This window comes from Sphingomonas sp. Leaf208, assembly GCF_001421415.1.
Taxonomy (GTDB): Bacteria; Pseudomonadota; Alphaproteobacteria; order Sphingomonadales; family Sphingomonadaceae; genus Sphingomonas.
In genome coordinates, this window is sequence record NZ_LMKH01000001.1 from 74,848 (window position 1) to 96,846 (window position 21,999).

A 21,999-nucleotide genomic window follows, 5' to 3' on the forward strand; every position below is an offset into this window, starting at 1 on the left:
GATGCGCTACCTGATCCTTGCCGCTCTGGCTGCCGCGACGACGCCCGCGGATGCCGAAACCTACGAATTGAAGGCGACGCCACAAACGGTCGCCTGGGGGCATTACGATGCCACCGACAAGCCGGTGCTGACGATCCGGTCGGGCGACACGGTGGTGATCCACACGTTGCTTACCAACAGTCCGGCGGGCCTGGAAAAGGCCGGCGTCGCGCCCGCGCAGATCGAACCGGCGCTGCGTGCGGTCTATGACGGTGTCCCGGCCAGCGCGCGCGGCCCCGGCGGCCATATCCTGACCGGACCGATCGCGATCACCGGCGCGGAACCCGGCGATATGCTGGAAGTGCGCATCCGTAAAGTCGATCTGGCGATACCCTATGCCTATAACGCGTTCCGGTACGGGGCGGGGTTCCTGACCGACGATTTTCCCTATGCGCGGATGAAGATCGTGCCCTTGGATGCCAAGCGCATGGTCGGCCTGTTTGCGCCCGGCGTCGAAGTGCCGTTGGCGCCGTTCTTCGGCAGCATGGGCGTTGCGCCGCCGCCGGCGTTCGGCCGCTACGACAGCGCGCCGCCGACGATCAACGGCGGCAACATGGACGACAAGGCGCTCGTCGCGGGAACGACCTTGTTCCTCCCCGTCTATGCCCCCGGCGCACTGTTCCAGGTCGGCGACGGCCATGCCGCGCAGGGTAATGGCGAGGTCGATATCACCGCTCTCGAGACCTCGTTGACCGGGACGTTCGAGTTCGTGCTGCACAAGAAGGCGGCGATCACCTATCCGCGCGCCGAGACGCTCAAGGCCTATATCGCGATGGGCTTCGACGACGATCTCAGCCATGCGACCCGCAAGGCGCTGCGCAACATGATCGATTTCCTCGTCGCGGAAAAAGGCATGACGCGCGATGACGCCTATATGCTGATCAGCGTCGCAGGCGACGTCGAGATCACCGAGCTCGTAGACCGCAACAAGGGCGTCCATGTCGTGTTGCCAAAGGCGGTGTTCACGAAGCGCTAGCGGCCGGCGGCCTCTGCCTGAGAAGCTCACGGTAACGTCGCAGCGACGTCGGCGGCGAAGCGCGCGATGTCGAACCGCGCAGCGCCGGGATCCTCGCCGCGCCTGACGATCACGAGCTGCCGGGACGGGATGACCATGACATACTGTCCCCGGTTGCCTTGCGCGGCGTAGCTGCCCTCGGGCAAGCCCTGCTTGGGGCCGAACAGCCACATCGTTGCGCCATAGCCCGGTCCGCTCTCGGGCTGCGGCCCGCTAGGCGTCGTCATGGTGCGCATCCACCCAGCCGGTAGCAGGCGCTTGCCTTGCCAGACGCCGTCCTGCGACCAGAACAATCCCAGCCTCGCCAGGTCACGCGCGGTCGACCAGACCTGGCTGGAGAGGATGTAATTACCGTGCCAGTCGGTCTCGGCGACGGTATGCGCCATGCCGAGCGGGCCGAACAGGCTGGCCGGCAACGCACGGTACCGCGCCTCTCCGATCGCGTTTCGGGTGGCATAGACCGCGAGCAGGATATCATTATTGGCGTAACGGAAGCGTGTGCCGGGCAGGGCCTCCAAAGGCCATGACACCGCCTGTTCGTCCACCGTAGTCCCGCCGAAATAGATCGCATCGGTGCGATTGCCGGCGGTGTCGCTGTGCAGGCCGGATGCCATGCGCAGGAGATTGTCGAGTGTGATGGCCTGCCGTGGATCGCCGGCCTTCCATTGCGGCACGGCGGCGGGGGCCTTCAACGCGCCTGCATTGGTCAGGCCGATGAGCGTGCCGGCGATTGACTTGCCGACCGACCATGTCCGATTGGACACGAACGGCCCGAAACCCTGGCCATATTGCTCGGCAAGAACTTCACGGTCCTTCACGACGATCACGCCGACCGTCTTGGTGCCTACGCCATAGCTGGTCCCGAATGCCTGGCCGACGACGCCGGTCAGCGTCGCCGAAGGGCGCGGTGCGATGCCGGAGTCACCTTGCGGCCAGCGACGAGGATCAGCTGCTCGAACCGACGGTGCCGCCGTCGACTTGCGGCCGGATGGTGCCGTGCTGCCGATCGGCAACGTCACGCAACCATGCCCGCTAGTCCACTCCGCGCGCCTCGGAGGTAGCTTTGGATCGAACCTTACGGAGACGGATTGGCGGGTGCGGTCGACGTTCGCCGTGAGCGTCGGCACGATCTTGTCATAGTCCGGGTAGATGCCGGCCAACTCATCGGCATCGATCTGCTCCGGCGTGCGGCCTGCACTGAAGATACCCGAGCAATAAAGCGCCGCCTTGTAACCGGCCGCGACGGCGCGCTGGTATGTTCCTGCCGAGGGTTGTGCGACGATCTGCGCACTGGTGGGAACTGACGCGAGGAGGGCGAGACCGGCCGCTTTGAGTATCTGCATGATCGCATTCTCCCATCACGCAATCAGATCGGCAATCCGTTTCTCTGCCATGCGTGTGAGGGGAGCGGCACGGTCTGGCGCATCCAGCGGAGACCGGCACGGCAGCCGTGCAGGTCCCCCAGCAAGCGCCTAGTCTCGCATGAATTCCGCAAAGACATCGCGCCAATCCGCATGCCAGCGGGACAGGGCGGGGCGGTTTTCGATCAGGTCCCCCGCCGCCCACGCTATACGCTTCGCATCCTGTTCGGACGTTGTCTCGTTGTCCGGGCACAGGATGTAGAAGTCGCCCGCTGCCACGCGCTCCATCATCAGCGCCATGACCTGTTCGGGCGTCCACGCGCCGGGCGGTTTCTCGGCCAGTCGACCACCCGTCATCCCCGTCCAGGTGAAGCCCGGCACAAGCAGGTGGGCGCTGACCCGGCGTCCGGTCCGTTCGCGCAGGCTGTGGGCGAGGCCCTCGGTCACCGCTTTCACCCCGGCCTTGCTGACGTTGTAGGCGGTGTTGCCGGGCGGCTGCGTGATGCCCTGTTTGGAGCCGGTGTTGATGACGAGGGCAGGGGCCTCGCCTTCGGCCATGCCCGGGACGAAGGCCTGGACGCCGTGGATCACGCCCATCAGGTTGACGCCGAGCACCTCGTCCCACTTTGCTGGGTCGGCAAAGACATCACCGCCCCCGCCGATGCCGGCGTTGTTCATGAGCACCGAGACGGGACCGTGACGGTCGACCACCTCCTTTGCCAGCGCGGCCATCGCGGCACGATCCGCGACGTCGGCGGACAGCGCTATTGCGCCGTCCATCGACGCCGCGGCCTCCTCCAGCGCTTCACCGGGATGGTCGACCAGAATCACCCGCATGCCCGCGTCCGCAAAGGCGCGAGCAGCGGCCAGTCCAATGCCGCCGGCCGCACCCGTCACGACCGCAAGCTTGCCCGGTGCGATCGCTGCGAAAGATGGCACGCTCACGCGTCGATGCTCGCCATCGAGGCGTCTGGGTAGCGGGTCCCCTGCGCCGCGCCGGGCGGGAGAATGTCATCGATACGGGCGAGATCGGCATCGCTCAGCTCCACGTCGAGCGCGCCTAGATTGTCCTCGAGATACTTGCGCCGCTTGGTACCCGGGATCGGCACGATATCCTCGCCCTGGCGCAATACCCATGCAAGCGCCAGTTGGGCTGGCGTGCAGCCCTTGTCCGCCGCCATAGTGCCGATCGCTGCGACGAGGTCGAGGTTCTTCTGGAACGCCGCGCCCTGAAAGCGCGGGTGGTTGCGGCGCGTGTCGCCGGCGTCGAGATCGTCGGGTGTCTTGAACTGGCCTGTAAGAAAGCCGCGGCCGAGCGGGCTGTACGGCACGAAGCCGATCCCCAGTTCGCGCACCGTCGGCAGGATTTGGTCCTCGACGTCACGGCTCCACAGCGAATATTCGGTCTGCAACGCGGTAATCGGATGCACGGCATGCGCTCGGCGGATCGTCGCGGGGGCAGCCTCGGATAGGCCGAGATACTTCACCTTACCCACGCGGACGAGATCGGCCATCGCGCCGACGGTCTCTTCGATCGGCACGTCAGGGTCGACGCGATGCTGATAGTAGAGATCGATGACATCGAGTCCGGTCCGCTTCAGGCTCGCGTCGCAGGCCGACCGCACATAGTCGGGGCGACCGTTGATCCCCTTGAAGCTGCCATCCGACCCGCGGACGTTGCCGAACTTGGTCGCGACCACGATCCACTCGCGCCGCTCGCGCACGACGCGACCGACCAGCTCTTCGTTGGCGCCAGCGCCGTACATGTCGGCGGTGTCCAGGAACGTCACGCCGAGATCCAGCGCGCGATTGATCGTCGCAATGGACTCCGTCTCGTCGCGGCTTCCGTAGAAGTCGGACATGCCCATGCAGCCGAGACCCAGCGCCGAGACTTCGAGGCCTTGCTGGCCCAGTTTGCGGGTTTCCATCAGATCAGTCCTTGTTGGCGGGCAATATGATTGGCGGTTGAAGGGTTACGGCCTGCGGGATTGCGAAGGTTCATCCCAAACGTCGGCGGCCGTGAGCAGGACTGGGGGCTCCCCGCCCAGCCGGCTGACAAACTCGCGTCGCGCGATACGATGTATGTCGGACTCGAATTCCCCATACGTCTCGATCGCGGTATCGCTGTCGATGCCGTCGAGGTCCGGGTCGATGAACTCCGCCAACGCCTCGCTCGTGATCAGGAACTCGACCATGCCAAGGTCCGTATGGCCGAGGAACAGGACGCCGTGCCGTTCGGCAAGCCATTCATACTCGCCGGGCTCGAAGCGAACGCTTGCAGATGCCATGGCTCAGCCCTCATCGTTCGCGCTGGGCAGCCGCTCGGCAAGCGCGGCGATACCGTCACCGGCGAGGGTTGCATGAGCCGCACCGTCGATTTGCAAAGGGTGCTCTGGCGTAAGCACGGCAGCGTCGCGATGCTCGGGATCGAGCGTCATCCACGTACGCACAGCGCCCTCCAGGCTCGTTACCTCGGCAAGGTTCTCGTCACCACGCGGCACGTTCTCCAGCGCAGCACTCATCCGCCAGTCGATATCCGGCGTCTTCGCATCGTCGCCCCAGGTCGCTTCCGTCATGCTCAAATCCCAAATTGACCGGGAGTGCCGGCTTCCTGATGGCTAAAGCGCTCACCTTCGAAGGCTGGTTCCAGGTAATTCGCATATCGGCCGGACGGATCACGTCGGGTAGGTCCAAGCCGCGACGTAGTTCAGCATGAGCTATTAGAAATCGACGGCGGCGGGTGTCGCCTGCTAGCCGGCGCAGGGGAACGATGGGAACCACTGTGCGGCTATCGCTGTGCCTCGTCGGACGCGACCGTACCCATCGTCATCGCCAGCAACGACATGCCGCGGTGTTCGTGATCCAGCTTCAGAAGCCTGACCCAGTGCGCGATATGCTTACCGGCTGCCTCACCGGCCTTTCGCAGATGCTGCGGGGTCGACAGATCCGTGTTGTTTTCGATCACCGCGGCGATCGACAGCGCAAAGAAGTCGATGATGTCATCTGCAATCAGTGCTCGATCCGGGGAGTTCGCGGCGAGATACTGCATTACGATGGGTGCGATAACCTGGAACAGGTCGATCTTGGCTTGGTCGTCTACCTTCATCGTGTTTGCGGTCATGCTCGTCTCCTCCGTTCCTGACCTGTATCGTTCGAGACTGGGGGGCGAAAGGCGCAGGCCATCGGTCTCGCCAAGATCGAAGGCGCGATGATCCGCCCACAAGAGAATAGCTTTGCCGCAAAGTCTTAGCGATTGGCCGGACGCCTCGAACCTGGAACGGTTCGGCGATCAGCGTTTCCGCAACCGCGGTCGGCGCCGTTGTCGAGCGGATAGAAATCGCCCAACCATTGGAGTGTCGCTACACGGGCGTCAGTAGATTGCCGCTCAGTTGGAGTTGCTCGATATCACGACGCGGAGGAGCGCCGAACAGGCGCGCATATTCGCGGTTGAACTGTGATGGGCTTTCATAGCCCACGGCGAAACCTGCGCCGCTTGCCGTCGTGTTCCCTGACAGCATCAGGCGTCGTGCCTCCTGTAGCCGCAATTGCTTTTGATAAGCCAACGGCGTCATTTTCGTCACCGCCTTGAAGTGTTCGTGGAGTGACGATGGGCTCATACCGGCGGCGGTAGCGATGTCCCCGATGCGGAGCGGCCGATCGAACCCGGTGCGGATCGTCGCGATAGCACGGCTGACCTGATTGAGGTGGCTGTCGGCGACTGCCATGTAGCGAAGCGCAGCCCCGTGGGGACCCACGAGCAAACGGTACAGGATCTCCCGTTCGATCAGCGGCGCTAGCGCAGCGATGCTGTCCGGCCGATCCAGCAGCCGCATCAGTCGGCACGCCGCGTCGACCAGATCGTCGTCGCTGCGATAGACCGCGAGCGCCGGCAGATCGGCTTTCGGCGCCCGGCCGCCTTCCGCCAGGATGAGGTCCGCCAGCACGGACTGGTCGATGTCGATCTTGCAGCAGAGGTACGGCGCGTCACGATCCGCCTGGACGACGTGTCCGACGAGCGGCAGGTCGACCGAGACCAGCAGGTAATGCGCGGCATCGTAGAGCAGGCTCTCTCCGCCGAGCGAGACCCGCTTGGCCCCTTGGGCAATTATGCAAAGCGACGCGTCATAGACCGCGGGCAAGGGCACGGTCGGCTCATCAGCCCGAAACAGTGACAGTCGATTGATCGCCGTGCTGACCATGCCGGTTCTCGGGACATGGCGCGCAACCAGCGTGGCGAGGTCTGCGATCGTACTCATCATGGGACTGTGTCCGCTGCCAGCCATTCTCACAAGCGGAGGTGAGACCGTTTCGGAGGATCGTTCAAGGATTGCGGGGGATCGGTCTCACGCTGGTCGGCAATCCGGTTCCATCTGAGTCCAGCCTTCGAGGCGACACGAAAGGAACAATCATGAACGACGTCATCGACAAGACAGTGCTGATCAGCGGCGCCTCCAGCGGTATCGGCGAGGCCACCGTGCGCGAACTGGCGGCCAAGGGCGCGCGCCTCTTCATCGGAGCGCGCAGGACCGATCGCCTCCAGGCGCTCGCGGCGGAACTCGGCAACAACGTCGCGTGGCAGGTACTGGACGTGACCGACGCGGCAAGCTTCGCCGCGTTCGCCGATGCGGCGGAAGCGCGGTTCGGGCGCGTGGACGTACTGATCAACAATGCCGGCGTGATGCCGCTATCGCCACTTGCGGCGCTGAAGCAGGACGAGTGGACGCGGATGATCGACGTCAACGTTCACGGCGTGCTGAACGGGATTGCCGCCGTGCTGCCCCGCTTCATCGCGCAGAAGGCGGGCCACGTCGTGAACGTCGCATCGATCGCCGCGCATTTCGTGATGCCGAGCGCCGCGGTTTACTGCGCCACCAAATACGCGGTCTGGGCGATCACCGAAGGATTGCGCCAGGAGCATGACGACATCCGCACGACGATCATTTCGCCAGGCGTCGTGGCAACCGAACTGGGCAACGACATCTCCGACCCTTATATTGCCACTGCGCTGACCACATGGCGGCAAAAGTCGCTGACCCCCGACGCGATCGCACGCGCGATCCGCTACGCTTTGGAGCAGCCCGAGGGGGTGGACATCAACGAGGTCATCGTCCGCCCGACCGCAGCCGGCATGTAGGCGACGGTGCCAAACTCCGTCCGGGCGGACTTTCTGTCCCCCGGACTGGTCGTCAGGTGAACGACCGTCTCCTAATAGGTCATCGAAAGCCATCAATGTCAGTTCACAATGAAGAACGCGGATCGTTGCCCGGCATGATCAGCCCCAAAAAACGAAATCATCCGTGCATCATTTCGCAGGTCGAGGCGAAAGCCAGCCGCCATCCGCTAGCCAGTCTTGCAGGCGATCCGGCCAGTGCAGGATTGAGATCCGGTTCGACTCGTCCAGATTGAACGCGTGGCCACTGTCGGCATACATATGAAGTTCCGCCGATACGCCACTCTTGCGCAACTGTTCGTAGAGCGTGACCGTCGGTGCTGCGCAGCAGGGATCGCGGCTGCCGGCTACGAGGAACGCTGGGGGCGCGTTGGCGATGGCGGTCGCTGGGATGCCTCGCGGTCCGGGGAAGACCAACACCTGGAAATCGGGGCGAGCGGACTGACGGTCGATCGGATCGGCGGGTCGACGTCGGGCAGGCTCGGGATTGTCCGCGATCAGCGACACGAGTTCGCCGCCTGCCGAAAAGCCCATCGCACCGACGCGCGACGGATCGATACCATAGTCTGCGGCATGCGCGCGGACCCAGCGCATCGCGCGCCGCGCGTCGTCCGCAGCATCGCCGTCGACCGAATATTTCGAGCCGGGCTCGTTCGCCAGGCGATATTTGAGCACGAACGCGGTCACCCCCATGCGGTTCAGCGCGGTCGCGACCTTCGTGCCCTCATTCGTCCATACGAGTAATTTGTGCCCACCGCCGGGCATGATCACGATCGCGGCTCCGTTGCGGTTCGCTACGTCGGCGGGAAAGGCGAGCAGCGACGGATCGTGGATGTTGCGGACCCAATAGTCGCGGCCGATCTCCGCCTCGCCGCGGCGTGCCGCCGACCCGGGCGCGCCGTTGGGCCACAGCTTGATCGCGGTGTAGCGGGGCGGCTGCTCCGGCGCCGGATCCTGTCCAGCCAATGAAGTGGTTGCGACGGCAGCCGAAGCCAGCAGCGCAATGGCGGTGAAAAGGGTGCGCATCACTTCACCTCCGCAGTCACCGCCATCGCCGAGAAGCGGATCGGGCTCGACTGGTTCTGGTCGACGATGACGCTCAACCCCTGCGCCTCGAGCGTTTCGGCGGGGCTAATTGTCAGCGATTGCGCGTATGTTGCGCTGGAAAATGCACAGACGCTTACCGAAGCGAGGGCGGTGGCGATGCTCTTGCGGGACACACGTCTCTCCTGTCGAATATCGTGGCCGGAGGCGCGCTTGGTTGCGCGGCTCTCCGGCGGAAATGTCGTAAAGCTCGTGAGACGGAGTTTACTGCGCCGGTTTCAGCCAGCCGTGCATCGCCATCCAGCGGGTGAATTCATCGAACCAGCCCGTGCTCGTGGTGGTCTTCGGGTACATGCCGAAGCCGTGACCGCCCTGTTCGAACAGGTGGAACTCGACCGGGCGCTTGGCCGCACGCCAGCTGTCGATCAGCCCATAGCCGCCATTGCCAAAGAAGGGATCGTCTGCCGCGAGCGCAACGAACATCGGCGGCGCGTCGGCCGGCACCGTCATCGCGGCGAGCGGACCGTAGATGTTGCCGATGAAGGCCGGCTTCGCGTCCTGCCCGGCGACGGTCGTTGCCATCGTCAGCATTGCACCTGCCGAAAATCCGACCATGCCGATGCGGCTGGGGTCGACATGCCACTCGCCCGCACGCTTGCGGACCGTGGCGAACGCCGCCCTCGCATCCGCGATCTGCGGCGCAAGGCCCGCCATCATCGCAGCGGCGTTCGGACGTGGCGGGCGCATACCCTGCGGCACCGGTCGCGCGAACGTGGCAAGATCCTGCGGGGTCGGGTTCAGGCGATACTTCAGGACGAAGGCAGCGACGCCTCTGGCGGCAAGTGCACGCGCCACGTCCCAGCCTTCGTTCTCCATCGACAGCGTCTGGAATCCACCGCCCGGTGCAACGATCACTGCTGTCCCGGTGGCCTTGGCGGGATCCGGCAGGAAGGGGGTTAGGGTCGCGACGGTGACGTTGCGGGCGAACACGCTGCCATATTGGCTGTGCCACGCTTCAGGCGCGGTCGCCCCCGGGAGTTTACCGGTACCAAGCGCGATGGCGTCGGGCTGCGCCGGAGTGGCGATAGACGCCATCTTGTCGGTCTGTGCCAGTGCCGGCGTGGTCGAGGCAATCATCAGGCTGGACAGGCACAGAAGCGGGTGTCCCACCCATCGACGAACGGCGTTCATGCGGAACCCGAATCCCATAGTCGCTCTCCCATTTTATCGTTCTTTTCGCGACGATATCGATAGCGCTACCACAGTACAATAGGTTCTGAACAGGTTTCCCCGGTAACCCGTCTACCTTGAATACTAGCGAAAGTTAGAGTGCCCGGGATCATATGATCGCCGCCATGGGAGCCGTCCAGATGGCAGGACTTGGGAGGCATCAAAGGTCTACTGAACGTCTCCCCCGAGGTCATTGCGCTTTGCAAACGCTGTCCGGTGAGGCTCCCGATATTCGGCAGTGTTGACCATTGCGGTGACGCAAGGTGGCGGCTAGCGCTGGTCCGCAACCGATAGAAAGACTCTGTGATGCTCACCAAGCGCGCGTTTGTAGGAATGCTGTTGGCGGGCGCCGCTCTGCCGCTGATCGACCCACAGATTGCCATGGCGGCAACCGGGACCGCCGATGACGACGCCCGGCTCCTGCGCTTCCTCGATGCCGCGTTCGATGCGAGTGTCGCGCTCAGTCCCGAGACACAGACCAGCCTTGGGCTGAAGACCAACTACGACAGGCTCGACGATTATACCGACGCTGCCGCACGGCGCGCACAAGCTTTGCAGGATGCGCAACTCGCCGACCTGCGACGCGGCTTCTCGGTCGATCGGCTTGGACCCGATGCTCGGCTGAGCTATCGATTGTTCGAAGCGCAGGTCGCCACGGATCGCCGCCAGTTCGCGTTCCGCGACTATGCCTTCCCGGTATCGACGAACGGCAGCCCGGCGGGCAACATCCCGGTTTTCCTCATCAACCAGCACCGCATTGCCACGGTAGCCGACGCTCACGCCTATGTGGCACGGTTGCGTGATTCCCTGCGCGTCATGCGCGAGGTCGCTGCAACCATGCGCAAACAGGCGGCCAAGGGCATCGTGCCGCCAAAGATGGTTTTCACGCCTGCCCGTGGCGATGCTCGCCAAGTTATCACCGGAGCGCCGTTCGATAGCGGCGCGGACAGCAGCCTGCTCGCCGATTTCAAGGCGAAGGTCGGCAAGCTTGGGGTGTCCGAGAGCATCAAGGCGGCGCTGATCGCGGATGCGGTCGTGGCATTGAAAGGGCCGTTCCGCCAAGGCTTCGACATACTCTTTGCCGCGCTCGATGAGATCGAGCCACTCGCCAAGGGCAATGACGGCGCGTGGAGCCTGCCGGGCGGCGAGGCCTATTATCAAGCGCGGCTCGCCTATTACACGACCACCGACATGACAGCGGAGCATATCCACCAACTGGGGCTGGATCAGGTACGATCGATCCATGCCGAGATGACGGCGGTGATGAAAAGGGCGGGCTTCACCGGATCGTTGCAGGATCTCTTCGTGGCGCTGCGGTCCGATCCGAAGTTCAAATACCCCAACACCGAGGCCGGCCGTCAACTCTATCTCGCTGACGCACGGGCGGCCATCGCGCAGACCATGGCCGCCGCACCTCGCTTCTTTCGCCGACTGCCAAAGGCGCCGCTGGAGGTGCGCGCGGTCGAGACGTGGCGACAGGAAACTGCCGCGGTGGCCTTCTATGATCAGCCTGCCCCGGATGGCTCGCGGCCGGGTATCTTCTACGTCAATCTTGCGGACATGACGCAGGTGCAGAAGACTCAGGTCGAGGGGATCGCCCATCACGAAGGCGCACCGGGGCACCACTTCCAGATTGCTCGCGCTCAGGAGCTTACCGGCGTGCCGAAGTTCCGCCGCTTCGGCTATTATGGCGCGTATACCGAAGGCTGGGGCCTGTACTCGGAACGGCTCGCCAAGGAGATGGGCGCCTATCGAGATCCGTATTCGGAACTGGGGATGCTGGCGTTGCAAGTGTGGCGCGCGTGTCGCCTGGTGCTCGACACGGGCATGCACGCCAAGCGTTGGAGCCGCGATCAGGCGGTCGCCTATTTTACCCAGAATGCGCCACTTTCGGCACGCGACGTGGTCAAGGAGGTCGATCGCTACATCAACAATCCTGGCCAGGCGACGAGCTACATGGTGGGCCAGCAGCGTATATCGGCACTCCGGCATAAAGCGGAGACCGCATTGGGCGCGCGCTTCGACATTCGCGATTTTCACGAGGTGGTGCTGGCGCATGGCGCGCTGCCGCTCGGGGTGCTGGCGGAACAGGTCGATGCCTGGATCGGGGTGGCCTGAGACCTACGCCAAGGCTATCACGCGGCGAGGGGCGAATCGACGAACCTCGCCGCTTGGTTAGCGATACAAAGGTCAGAATTTGGTGAGGCCAGACCAGCACGCGAGTTCTGGGACGAGTATCTGAACGCCTGGATTTGAACACGCGTTGACTACGATCAATGGAGCAAGCGTAGTGGGTTACCCCGCAAAATCGAGCTATCGCTGCTCGCCTGCATGCTGATAGTGAGCGGTCAAACGAGACGGCGACGGAAAGCTCCACGGCATTGACGGTCAATCGGCGACATATCGCCATCATCGCGCCGCCAACGGCCGGGCATATCAATCCGCTGGTGGCATTGGGAACATCGCTCGTCGAAGCGGGGCGTAGAGTCACGATAGTCCATCTCGCCGACGTCGCCTCGCTAGTGCCCAACGGCAGTGTCGGTTTTGCGGCGCTCGACCACTCGGCGGACTGCCAAGGCTTGTTGGCGGCATATTACCGGAAGCTGGCGCAGCCATCGGGCCCTGTCGGACTGACCAGAATGATCCGCGGCACGGCGTCCGTGACGGAACTGCTATTGGAGGCTCTTCCGGCGGCACTGTCGAGGCTCGAGGTGGATGCGGTACTCGCCGACTCCGTCGAGCCGGCCGGTGCGCTGGTGGCACGACATCTCCGACTGCCGTTCGTGACAGCCGTCACCGGGTTGCCCTTGCTCCGAGAGCCGATGGTGCCGCCACCGTTTCTCGGGTGGGAATATCGTCCCACTGCGGCTGGCCTTCGTCGCAACAATGGCGGGTACGCCGTCAGCGACCTGCTGATGCGGCCGATCGCGAAAGTCGTGTCGTCCTATGCGCGCCGGTGGAGGCTTGACCCCGACCCTAAGCATCATTGGTCGGACCGCCTGCACGTCGCACAATGCCCGGCAGGTCTGGATTTCCCCCGCGCGGCATTGCCGCCGAGCTTCCGATACGGCGCGCCGTGGCGGCTGGACGAACCTGACGTCGATCTTCCGGAAGACGACGGCCGACCCCTCATATTCTGTTCGCTGGGGTCGTTGCAGGGCGCGCGCCGATCGTTGTTCGCCGCGATGACGGCTGCCTGTGCCGCAGTCGGCGCTCGTGCGGTGGTCGCGCATGGCGGCGGGCTGAGCGAGGCCGAAGTCACTTCGCTACCCGGGAAGCCGCTGGTGCGGGCATTCTGGTCTCAGACCCGCATCCTGCCAAAATGTTCGGCGGCGATTTTGCACGCCGGGTTCAACACGGTGCTGGACGCGCTGGCCGCCGGCGTTCCGATCGTTGCGGTACCGCTGGCATTCGAACAACCCGCTACGGCCGCGCGGCTGAAGCGGATCGGGGCGGCGCGTATCGTATCGCCCGGCGAAGCAGACAAGGGCGGTCTCGAAACGGCGTTGCGGCTCGTGCTGTCGGATCCGTCGTACCGCCACGCGGCAAATTTGCTCGCCGCTGAAATGGCGGGGGCCGGGGGCGCTGCCGAGGCTGCCGCGCTGGTCGATGCAGCCCTCTTCGACGATGTCGACGCTATGCCGGCAGGGCTGAGTCCATTAGATGGGGAGCCCGCCTGCGCCGCGTGATGTGGCGGCTTGCAATGATGGCAGGTGGTGCGAGAAACAGCCCCATGATGACGTCGACCCCGTAGTGACCGCCGAAGACCGGCGTCGCGACGATCGTAAGTACAGCCCATACCCGGCCCGGAACCGCAAGCCGCGGCATCGCGCCGAACGCCCAGATGAAGATGGCGGCGAGCGTCGCATGGAAACTGGGAAAGCTGACGATCCCCATGAGCATGGTGAGATCGAGCACGCGTAGCGACCCATCGCGAAGCCCGGATATCAGCCCCTGTTCGAGCCAGGCTATGGATGGCCAGAGATGCGCGTAGCGGGATGGGTCGAACAGATTGCCCATCGCCGGAGTGAGCCCTGAAATCAGTATCGTGACGAAACCGGACAGGATCGCGGCACAGACCATCGTCCTCAGTGGGTCGAATTTGCCCATGCCGCTCAACGCTACGATGACGACGATCATCTGCAAGGTGAGACTGTGATACGCCAGTCCAAGCAGCCAAATCAAAGGAGGGGATTTGTCGAGCAACGCCAGCACGACCGGCCAGTTGAAACCGATCGCGCGGTCGGCGGTGGCTAGGCGGGCATCCCACAACGGCCCTGCGTTTGCTGCCAGGGCATACGCCAGAACGACGCCGAGCACCGTAAACAGCGTCATTTGGAGAAACGCTCGCGCGCCGGCCGCGAGGCGCGGCCGCGCGGTGTACTTGCCGATTGCCAGCGCGAGGGAGAGTGTCGTCACCGCTGCCATGGCAGGAGCGGCTCGGATCGGATCCACGGTGAAGCGGTGATGATATTGGGCGACGAGGAAGCTTATCAACATGGCCCCGATCAAGACCCAGGAGGCAGTCTCTCGGTGGTCGGCGCGGAACAACGGGGCAATCATACCGGTCGAACGCAGCATGCCACCATGCGGTGCCCAGGCAAGTCGATTTCGACCACATTACATGGACATCACGCGATACAAAGACGATGTGGTCCGAAGCGGAGAATGGCTTCGACGCCACCGGCTCGGGATATTTTTGTCGCGGAGCGCCCTCGCATAGCCCGCGGGTAACGGTTATGTGTGCATCATGCTGAATTCGCTGCACCCGTCCACCGTCAATTCGTGCGATCGCGCAAAGTGACCTGGTTCGAGAAACTCGCGATCGTCGTCTTCATGGTGTTGTTCATGGAGTGCTTCGCGTGGGCGGCGCATCGCTATGTCATGCACGGCTGGGGCTGGGGCTGGCACAAGTCGCATCACGAAGATCACGAGGGCTGGTTCGAGAAGAACGACCTGTATGCGGTCGTCTTCGCGATCGTGCCGATCGTGTTGTTCGTCGTCGGGCTCTGGTGGGAGCCGTTGTGGTGGGCGGCGCTCGGCATCACGGTGTACGGCGGCATCTACGCCTTCGTGCACGACATGCTCGTGCATCAGCGCGGCGGCTTCCGCTGGGTGCCCAAGCAAGGTTATTTCAAGCGCCTGCTGCAGGCGCATCGCCTGCACCACGCGGTAGAGGGCAAGGACGGTACCGTCAGCCACGGATTCTTGTTCGCGCGCAAGCCTGCGGTGCTGAAAGCGCAGCTACGCGCTAACGCCGATCCGCAGCGACGAGCGGTACGTCCTGACAAAGCCGGAAACCTCGTCTCGGCCGATGCAAAGAAGTGAGCGTGACGGTTCGCCAATCGGAGGCCCTGCGGCATCAGACCCGTGTCGGCGTGTCGCTGTCCGCCGCGATCGTCGCGGCGTGGCTGGCGATCCACATAACCGGCATCTTCTTTTGGCGTTGGGGCCTGGACACAATTCCCTTGGCCATCGTGATGGTCATCGTCCAGACTTGGCTGAGTACCGGATTGTTCATCGTCGCGCATGACTCAATGCACGGGGCGCTGGCGCCCGATCGACCACGCCTGAACCGGGCGATCGGCGCGACCTGTCTTTCGCTCTATGCCTGCCTGTCGTACGCATCACTGTTGCCGCAGCATCATCTGCATCACAAGGAAACCGGAAGAGCGGGGGACCCCGATTTTCACGGTGGCGATCCAAGTCTCAGCGGCTGGTTCATGCAGTTCTTCAAGACCTATTATTCGCACGGGCAGATCATCCGGATCACCGTGGTCGCGCTGATCTATACGCTGCTGCTCGCGGCGCCGCTCGGCAACATCGTCATTTTTTGGGCATTGCCGGCCTTAGGTGCCGTGGCGCAGTTGTTCGTGTTCGGGACGTGGCTGCCGCACCGGGAACGCGAGACTCCTTTTGCGGATGCACACCGCGCGCACAGTATCGACGTGGGCCCGATATTGTCACTGCTGACCTGCTTCCACTTCGGCGGCTATCATCACGAGCACCATCTCTCGCCGGGAACACCGTGGTGGGGGCTTCCCTCGCGGCGCCGCGCTCTCACGATGCGAGCAGCCGATCGCAGGGTCGTCGAGGATCAAGCATGACGCTTGCCATCATCCTCTCCGCCGTCGCGATGACCGTCATCGTCGGCGTTCGCTATCTCCTCGTGTCGGGCGCGTTCGCCTGGATCACAATCCGCAAGCATCCGGGGCTGTACCTCGGGCTGGACCCGCAGGTCCGTCGCGAAATCATCTGGAGCCTGGCATCCGCAGCGCTCTACGGCATTCCGGCGGGCGTCGTCGCTTGGGGATGGCAGCATCATGGCTGGACGCAGGTATATTCCGACATCCACGCCTATCCGCTCTGGTACCTGCCCGTATCGGTTTTCCTATATCTGCTGCTGCACGATGCCTGGTTCTACTGGACGCACCGCTGGATGCACCGTCCGAAACCGTTCAAGCTGGCGCACGCGCTGCATCATGCCAGCCGCCCTCCGACGGCATGGGCCGCAATGGCGTTTCACCCGATCGAGGCGCTGACCGGCGCGGTGGTCATCCCGCTGCTGGTGTTCTTCGTTCCGATCCATATCGCCGGTCTTGGCATCGTGCTGACGATCATGACGGTGATGGGGGTCACGAACCACATGGGATGGGAGATCTTCCCGCGTTTCATGTGGTCGGGCCCGCTGGGAGGATGGCTGATCACGGCCAGCCACCACCAGCGGCACCACGAACTCTATGGCTGCAACTACGGCCTGTATTTCCGCCATTGGGACCGGTTATGCCACACCGACCGCGGCGTCGGCGATTTCACGAAAGAGCATGCGCGCGCGGCACGTCGCGTTGAAGTGGCGAACTCCTAGGCGGGCCGATGAACGAGCGCCGAAGCGCCCGTTCGCTCGTCAGTTGATCGGCACGCCACCGGTGACCGCGATCACCGCGCCGGTCATGTAGCTTCCCTCCGACGACGCCAGGAGGACATACGCCGGAGCAAGCTCGGCCGGCTGTCCTGCGCGACCAAGCGGCGTATCCTGGCCGAGTTTTTCCAGTTCCTCCTGCGACTTCGCGATCGGCTGGATCGGCGTCCAGATCGGGCCCGGCGCCACGGCGTTGACGCGGATGCCCTTCGCAATGAGCAGATTCGAAAGTCCGACCGTCAGGCTGGAGATCGCGCCCTTGGTCGCGGCGTAGACGATCATGCTCTTGGTCGCGACCTTGGCCTGCTCGCTGGTCGTGTTCACGATCGCCGAACCCGGCTTCATATGCGGCGCCGCAGCCTTCGCCAGACGGATCATCGCGAACACGTTGGCCGCGAACGCGCCTTGCATCTCGTCATCGTCGATGCTGTCCAGATCCTCGTTCATCGTCTGCGCCGCGGCGTTGTTGACCAATATATCGATCCCGCCAAGGTCGCCGACGGTGCGCTCCACCAGCGTGACGCAGTGATCCCGGTCGCGAATGTCGCCCGGCAGCAATATGCACCGCTGTCCCGTCTTTTCCACCCAGGCGCGTGTATCTTCGGCATCCTCCTGCTCGACGTCGAGATACGAGATCGCGACGTCCGCGCCTTCACGTGCATAGGCAATGGCCACCGCCTTGCCGATGCCGGAATCACCGCCGGTGATGAGCGCGACCTTCCCCTTCAGCAGCCCCTTGCCGACATAGCTTTCCTCGCCGTGGTCGGGCTTGGTCTTCATGTTGGAGACAAGCCCGGGGCGCGGCTGCTGCAGTTCACCAGGGAAGCTCGTCGGGTGGCTGGTGCGCGGATCATCGGTCATGGAAAGCGTCCTGCTGTTCGGGTCGCTGAAGGAACGGTCCTCCGATCGTTAAGTGCCGCTGACTTAAAAGACCGTTGCCGATGACGATCTACCGACGAGGCCGGTGCACTCAGCGGATATCGGCGCGGCGGGTGGGCGCGTGAAAGTCCGCAGGCTTGTCGGCGATCCAGCGCAGGAAGCGACTGATATCCGGGCGCGCTTTCAAGACGTCGAGATCCGCGAACGTCGTCGCCAGATCCTGATTCGAGACACTCGCATGGATGATACGGTGACAGATCGGATGGACCGGGATGACCTCCGTACCACCCCGGCTTTTCGGAATGCGGTGATGCCATTCCACCTTTCGCCCCAAGGGCCGCTCGCACAGCCCGCATCGCCCGGCATCTTCGGCAGCGATCGTCCGCGCCTCCGCCTGCAATAGTCCTGCCATCCGCTTCACACGTCCGCCCATGGTTCGAATATGGTGAATCGTGGACGAAAGAACAGCAATACAGCGGTTTATCCGATGAAACGTGAGATGTTTCGCCGGAGGGCGACCCACCAGAAGTAGGCAAAGCCCCGGGCCTTATGGCGTAGCCGGAACCAGTAGAACCGCTTGATACCCGCGTGCGTGTTCACGGGCCGAGTCCAGTCGAAGCGAACAGCAAGGATATCCTCGACGATGGCGCGCAGCGCGCGTCGGTCGGAGACGAGATACTTCGCGTACAGCGCCCCGTCGCCAAAGCTGTAGCCCGCCAGCAACCGGGTTTCGTCGTCGATATGGCGGCGCCCGTGATGATGATCGACGACCATCAGCGGGTCATAGAGTATTGCGACGCCAGAGCCTGCTGCACGAAAGAGGAAATCCGTATCCTCCGCGGACACGAATGGCGCGCCGGCCCCGAACCGTTCGTCGAAGGATCCCGTCAACCGCAGGACATCCGCGGTGAACGCCAGATTTGCCCCCATGATGAACCCGCCCGGAAACCCGCGCGACGGCGCGACCATCGGGTGGTCTTCGAGCTTGATCGTGACGGGGAGATCGGCCGGGTTGCCGAGCAGGATACGGCCGCCGATGATCGCGGGCCCGCTGGCCCGTTCGAATGCCGCGCAGAGTGCGGCGAAATAGTCTTCATGCAGGACGCAGTCGTCGTCCGTCATCGCGATGATGCGTCCGGCGCAGTGTGCAAGCCCGGTGTTGCGCGCGCGGGCGAGCCCGGGATGCGGTTCGTGGACGAGGTGGACCGGGAAAGTCTGCCGCGAGCGCCATTCCGTTAGTCGGTGCGGCGTGCCGTCGACCGAGCCATTGTCGACCAGGACGATCTCCACGGTCGTGTTTCTTGAATACGCTGCCGCGCGCTCCACGGACTCTAGCGTAGCCGCCAGCGATACGGCGCGATTGCGCGTGCAGACGAGCAGGCTGACGTCGATGGCGGCAGTCACCGCGTACCGACGCGCTGCTTGGCGAGAACCATGGCGTGTTCGATCGTCTTGGCCCTCGTCACGATTGGTTCCGCAACGGGCCATGCGTCGAGATACGCGGCGATCTTGCCGTAGTCGTTGTCGAGAACGACGTGCGGAATACCGAGCAGGTCGGCAAGGATATGACCGTGGAGCCGGTCCGTCACGACGACCCGGCCTCGGACGAGCAACCGTAGCCCACGGTCGACGCGTGCGACGGCTTGAGCTTCGCGTGCTTTGGCGTCGACTCCGACCGGTAGATCGGCATCGTCCTCCAGCCAGTCGACGACGGTCGCCGTATCGGCCGACGGCAGCGCATAGCCTTGCCGTTCGTCGTCGGTACGCATGAGCATCAATACGTCGCATTGCGGCGCATCGCGCGATTGCTCGCCCAGCGCATACGCCGAGTCCGGGGCGAGGTGCGAGGGGCAGGCCAGATGCTTGCGCGCGAAGTCCAGGCTGCGGGTATCGCGGACGTACAGGACGAAGTCCGGATGGTCTGCGACGAGCGCGGCAAACCGATCCACCTGCGCCGGCACGCGAAAATGGATCGACTGCGGTAGCTGCACGACCGGTCGATCGCGGACATTTGCCAGGATGTCCTCACGGAATCGCTGGTGATGCGGCCAGATGTCGCCGAGGTTTCCGCCGCCATGCAGGAACAGCACGCCGTCGGGGCAGGCATCGCGAAAGGCATCGAGATCGAAATCGTGCCAAGTCGAGACGTAACACGGATCGCGCGCCGTCACCTGCCGCAGCATGGCGAGTTCACCGAGCCAGATAGCGCTGTCGCCGACGTTCGCATGATCCGGAAAGTCGACCAGCGCATAGCAAGAACCAAGCGCGACATGCGTCCGGTATAATGCGGTGAGCAACGCGCGCTGCTCACCCAGATGATCGCTGGCGGTCATGCGCGCTGCCCGAGTTCGCAACCGACCACGTCACGGTAAAGGTCCTCGCATCGATCGAGCCACCGATCACGGGTAAAGGCCGTCTCGACCCGCTCGCGTTGTGGGGCGCGGGGACGTTGGATGGCCGCCGTGATCGCTTCGGCGAGCGCCGGAACATCGCCGGGCGGCGCGAAACACCCTGTCTCGCCGATGACTTCGCGCAAGGCGCCGCGGTCGAACGCTGCCACCGGCAGACCGCAGGCCATCGCCTCGACCGCGACCAAGCCGAATGGTTCGTCCCAGCACGGCGTGAACACGAACACCGAGGCGCGGCCCATCTCAGATGCCAGTGCCGCTGCATCCAGATGCCCGCCATATCGAATGCTGCCGTCCAGCAGCGGCGCGACGTCGGCGTCCCAATAGTCGCGATCCTCGATCGGTCCGAACAGCGTGAGCGGGACGCCGGCCATCCGGGCCGCCTGCGCTGCCATATGGGGTGCCTTGTCCGGCGTCATCCTGCCGCACCAGACCGCGCTGCCATTGCCTTGTGCGACGAACGGCCACGCGGCGAGGTCGATGCCGTTGTAGAGGATCGAGGCTTCACACGGCGAGCCGTCCGGCCACCAGGCGGCAAGCTGGTGGGCCGAGGTCGCGGTCAGGCGGTGGGTCGGCGCGACGCTGGTGTGCACGAACCAGCGCAGCGCGTCGTAGGGCGGGACGTGTAGCGACGTGACGGTCGGGACCGCAGCGGTCCGCGCCGGCTCGAGCGGGAAGCGATGCAGGCTGTTGTTGTGGATCACGTCGAAATTACCGGCGGCGATCCGGTCGCAGGCGGCGGCGTAGCCATCGTCGAGATGTGCGATCAACGGCGCGAAGCCGCGGTGCTCGGCGCCCGGAAAGGTCCGTTCGTAATGCTCGGGGATCACCGCATCGATCGTGAAGCGCGGATCGCTGTCCCCCGATGCGAAGAGCACGACGTCGTGGCCGCGCGCCTGAAGACCCGCTGCCAGATGCCAGCATTGCGATTCCATCCCGCCAGCAAAGGGTTGGGCGATAGGCTGGCGGACATGGCAGAGGACCGCGATCCTCATTCGGCCGCCGCCGCTCTCTCGCTTGCCGCCAATCGTTCTTCGAGCAGCCGGATGACGGTAGCGGTATTGGCATAGGGCTGGTGGCTCTGCTGCCCGGTCAGCGCGAGATCGGCGGCATCCGGACGCCGCAAAATACGGATCGGCCGGCCTGGGGTCGGATCGATCAGCCCCATCAGGCGAAATGCCTGGAGCCAATGGCCCATCGTCCGATAACCCCATTTGGTCTCGAACAGTTCGGCATTGCGCACGACGCTGTCGAGATGGTGCACCGGCGGCATGTGGTGCGGATGATATTGGTGATAGGCCAGACCGCCCTTGATCCACGCGATCGGCACGCCGGCCTCGTCGAGTGCCTTGCCGAAATCGGTATCCTCGCCACCATAGCCGACATAGCGCTCGTCGAAGCCGCCCAGACCGAGAAACGTCGTCCGCCGCATCGCGAAGTTGAGCGACCAGAAACAGCGATAGTCGGTGCAGATCTCGATGCCCTGCGACGGGGGACCGCGGCGGTCCGAATGCTTCACCGCGATCTCGGCGAACCGGTCATACTGCCAGTCGCCGTCGGTCGCGCCGCCCGGCAGGTACAGGACCTCGCCCATCAACAGTCCGTCGAACGTGTCGAGGAACCCGGCATAATCGGCCAGCAATGTGGGCGTCGGGATGCAATCCATGTCGAGGAAGACGATGACGTCGCCGGTCGCTGCGCGGGCCGCGGCGTTACGCGCGGAGGCGAGAGGAAGGGCGTCGGCGACGACCTGCATCTGGCGGATCGGGAACGGCGCCTCGGGCAGGTCGTACAGATCGTCCTGCATCACGGCGACGATCAGTTCGGTCGGCATCAGCGTTTGCCGCATCAGCCCGCGGACGACGTTGACGAGATGGTCTGGACGCCCCTTGCCCAGGGTAACGACGGAAACTTCGGTCATGATGATGGCTCTG

General features: G+C 64.1%; 24 protein-coding genes. 7 read left to right on the top strand and 17 right to left on the bottom strand.

Features of this window, described 5'->3' with window-relative positions:
* Position 1 precedes the first annotated feature (1 nt).
* A complete protein-coding gene (locus tag ASE69_RS00265) occupies positions 2-1,015 on the top strand; it encodes an acetamidase/formamidase family protein (RefSeq protein WP_082452796.1) in 1,014 nt (337 codons plus the stop codon).
* 26 nt (positions 1,016-1,041) lie between these two features.
* On the opposite strand, the gene ASE69_RS00270 is transcribed toward ASE69_RS00265, so the two are convergent.
* From ASE69_RS00270 to ASE69_RS00300, 7 genes are all read right to left on the bottom strand, one after another.
* Positions 1,042-2,397, bottom strand: a complete 1,356-nt coding sequence (locus tag ASE69_RS00270; protein WP_056481329.1) for a serine hydrolase domain-containing protein — start codon at positions 2,395-2,397, stop codon at positions 1,042-1,044.
* Between the two features lie 129 nt (positions 2,398-2,526).
* Positions 2,527-3,360 (bottom strand): SDR family NAD(P)-dependent oxidoreductase, encoded by an 834-nt coding sequence (locus ASE69_RS00275; RefSeq protein ID WP_056481332.1) that lies wholly within the window; start codon positions 3,358-3,360, stop codon positions 2,527-2,529.
* On the bottom strand, positions 3,357-4,343 hold the full coding sequence (locus ASE69_RS00280) for an aldo/keto reductase (RefSeq protein ID WP_056481336.1): 987 nt from the start codon (positions 4,341-4,343) through the stop codon (positions 3,357-3,359). Before ASE69_RS00280 ends, ASE69_RS00275 begins: the two co-directional genes overlap by 4 nt.
* A 45-nt stretch (positions 4,344-4,388) precedes the next feature.
* The gene (locus ASE69_RS00285; RefSeq protein ID WP_056481339.1) at positions 4,389-4,703 is read right to left on the bottom strand and encodes a DUF1488 family protein; all 315 of its coding nucleotides are present in this window, start codon (positions 4,701-4,703) and stop codon (positions 4,389-4,391) included.
* 3 nt (positions 4,704-4,706) lie between these two features.
* Positions 4,707-4,991, bottom strand: coding sequence for a hypothetical protein (locus ASE69_RS00290; RefSeq protein WP_056481342.1), 285 nt, complete (start codon positions 4,989-4,991; stop codon positions 4,707-4,709).
* A gap of 212 nt (positions 4,992-5,203) precedes the next feature.
* Positions 5,204-5,536: a hypothetical protein gene (locus tag ASE69_RS00295; RefSeq protein ID WP_056481345.1), complete on the bottom strand. Its 333-nt coding sequence runs from the start codon at positions 5,534-5,536 to the stop codon at positions 5,204-5,206.
* Between the two features lie 238 nt (positions 5,537-5,774).
* Positions 5,775-6,671: an AraC family transcriptional regulator gene (locus ASE69_RS00300; protein WP_056482854.1), complete on the bottom strand. Its 897-nt coding sequence runs from the start codon at positions 6,669-6,671 to the stop codon at positions 5,775-5,777.
* Between the two features lie 152 nt (positions 6,672-6,823).
* On the opposite strand from ASE69_RS00300, the gene ASE69_RS00305 reads away from it, so the two are divergent.
* Entirely contained in the window at positions 6,824-7,549 is a 726-nt protein-coding gene (locus tag ASE69_RS00305) for an SDR family oxidoreductase (RefSeq protein WP_056481348.1), read from the top strand.
* A gap of 168 nt (positions 7,550-7,717) precedes the next feature.
* On the opposite strand, the gene ASE69_RS00310 is transcribed toward ASE69_RS00305, so the two are convergent.
* The 3 genes from ASE69_RS00310 to ASE69_RS00320 form a co-directional block, all read right to left on the bottom strand.
* Complete coding sequence (locus ASE69_RS00310; protein WP_082452743.1) at positions 7,718-8,611, bottom strand: alpha/beta hydrolase; 894 nt, start codon at positions 8,609-8,611, stop codon at positions 7,718-7,720.
* Positions 8,611-8,805, bottom strand: a complete 195-nt coding sequence (locus ASE69_RS00315; protein ID WP_056481352.1) for a hypothetical protein — start codon at positions 8,803-8,805, stop codon at positions 8,611-8,613. The genes ASE69_RS00310 and ASE69_RS00315 overlap by 1 nt, the downstream gene beginning before the upstream one ends.
* Positions 8,806-8,893: 88 nt before the next feature.
* Positions 8,894-9,766, bottom strand: coding sequence for an alpha/beta hydrolase (locus ASE69_RS00320; RefSeq protein WP_235517989.1), 873 nt, complete (start codon positions 9,764-9,766; stop codon positions 8,894-8,896).
* Positions 9,767-10,165: 399 nt separating this feature from the next.
* Here ASE69_RS00320 and ASE69_RS00325 point away from each other — a divergent pair, with 399 nt between their 5' ends.
* Complete coding sequence (locus ASE69_RS00325) at positions 10,166-11,977, top strand: DUF885 domain-containing protein (protein WP_056481355.1); 1,812 nt, start codon at positions 10,166-10,168, stop codon at positions 11,975-11,977.
* A gap of 263 nt (positions 11,978-12,240) precedes the next feature.
* Entirely contained in the window at positions 12,241-13,548 is a 1,308-nt protein-coding gene (locus ASE69_RS00330; RefSeq protein ID WP_235517859.1) for a glycosyltransferase, read from the top strand.
* Here the strand turns inward: ASE69_RS00330 and ASE69_RS00335 are convergent.
* Positions 13,496-14,440: a phosphatase PAP2 family protein gene (locus tag ASE69_RS00335; protein ID WP_056481357.1), complete on the bottom strand. Its 945-nt coding sequence runs from the start codon at positions 14,438-14,440 to the stop codon at positions 13,496-13,498. The genes ASE69_RS00330 and ASE69_RS00335 overlap by 53 nt on opposite strands.
* A 255-nt stretch (positions 14,441-14,695) precedes the next feature.
* On the opposite strand from ASE69_RS00335, the gene ASE69_RS00340 reads away from it, so the two are divergent.
* Genes ASE69_RS00340 through ASE69_RS00350 form a run of 3 tightly spaced genes read left to right on the top strand, consistent with a single transcriptional unit; the run spans position 14,696 to position 16,724 of the window.
* Positions 14,696-15,187, top strand: coding sequence for a sterol desaturase family protein (locus ASE69_RS00340; RefSeq protein ID WP_414882896.1), 492 nt, complete (start codon positions 14,696-14,698; stop codon positions 15,185-15,187).
* A 2-nt stretch (positions 15,188-15,189) separates the two neighbouring features.
* Entirely contained in the window at positions 15,190-15,966 is a 777-nt protein-coding gene (locus ASE69_RS00345; protein ID WP_235517860.1) for a fatty acid desaturase, read from the top strand.
* Complete coding sequence (locus tag ASE69_RS00350; RefSeq protein WP_056481368.1) at positions 15,963-16,724, top strand: sterol desaturase family protein; 762 nt, start codon at positions 15,963-15,965, stop codon at positions 16,722-16,724. The genes ASE69_RS00345 and ASE69_RS00350 overlap by 4 nt, the downstream gene beginning before the upstream one ends.
* Before the next feature lie 39 nt (positions 16,725-16,763).
* On the opposite strand, the gene ASE69_RS00355 is transcribed toward ASE69_RS00350, so the two are convergent.
* The 6 genes from ASE69_RS00355 to ASE69_RS00380 all read right to left on the bottom strand — a co-directional run bounded on the left by ASE69_RS00355 (position 16,764) and on the right by ASE69_RS00380 (position 21,986).
* Complete coding sequence (locus ASE69_RS00355; RefSeq protein WP_056481372.1) at positions 16,764-17,639, bottom strand: SDR family oxidoreductase; 876 nt, start codon at positions 17,637-17,639, stop codon at positions 16,764-16,766.
* Between the two features lie 109 nt (positions 17,640-17,748).
* Positions 17,749-18,069, bottom strand: coding sequence for an HNH endonuclease (locus tag ASE69_RS00360; RefSeq protein ID WP_056482869.1), 321 nt, complete (start codon positions 18,067-18,069; stop codon positions 17,749-17,751).
* A gap of 68 nt (positions 18,070-18,137) precedes the next feature.
* Positions 18,138-19,061, bottom strand: a complete 924-nt coding sequence (locus ASE69_RS00365; RefSeq protein WP_235517863.1) for a glycosyltransferase family 2 protein — start codon at positions 19,059-19,061, stop codon at positions 18,138-18,140.
* Complete coding sequence (locus ASE69_RS00370) at positions 19,058-19,990, bottom strand: polysaccharide pyruvyl transferase family protein (RefSeq protein WP_056481375.1); 933 nt, start codon at positions 19,988-19,990, stop codon at positions 19,058-19,060. Before ASE69_RS00370 ends, ASE69_RS00365 begins: the two co-directional genes overlap by 4 nt.
* Positions 19,987-21,060: a glycosyltransferase gene (locus ASE69_RS00375; protein ID WP_056481378.1), complete on the bottom strand. Its 1,074-nt coding sequence runs from the start codon at positions 21,058-21,060 to the stop codon at positions 19,987-19,989. Before ASE69_RS00375 ends, ASE69_RS00370 begins: the two co-directional genes overlap by 4 nt.
* Complete coding sequence (locus ASE69_RS00380; RefSeq protein WP_056481381.1) at positions 21,057-21,986, bottom strand: galactosyltransferase-related protein; 930 nt, start codon at positions 21,984-21,986, stop codon at positions 21,057-21,059. Before ASE69_RS00380 ends, ASE69_RS00375 begins: the two co-directional genes overlap by 4 nt.
* Between the last annotated feature and the right edge of the window lie 13 nt (positions 21,987-21,999).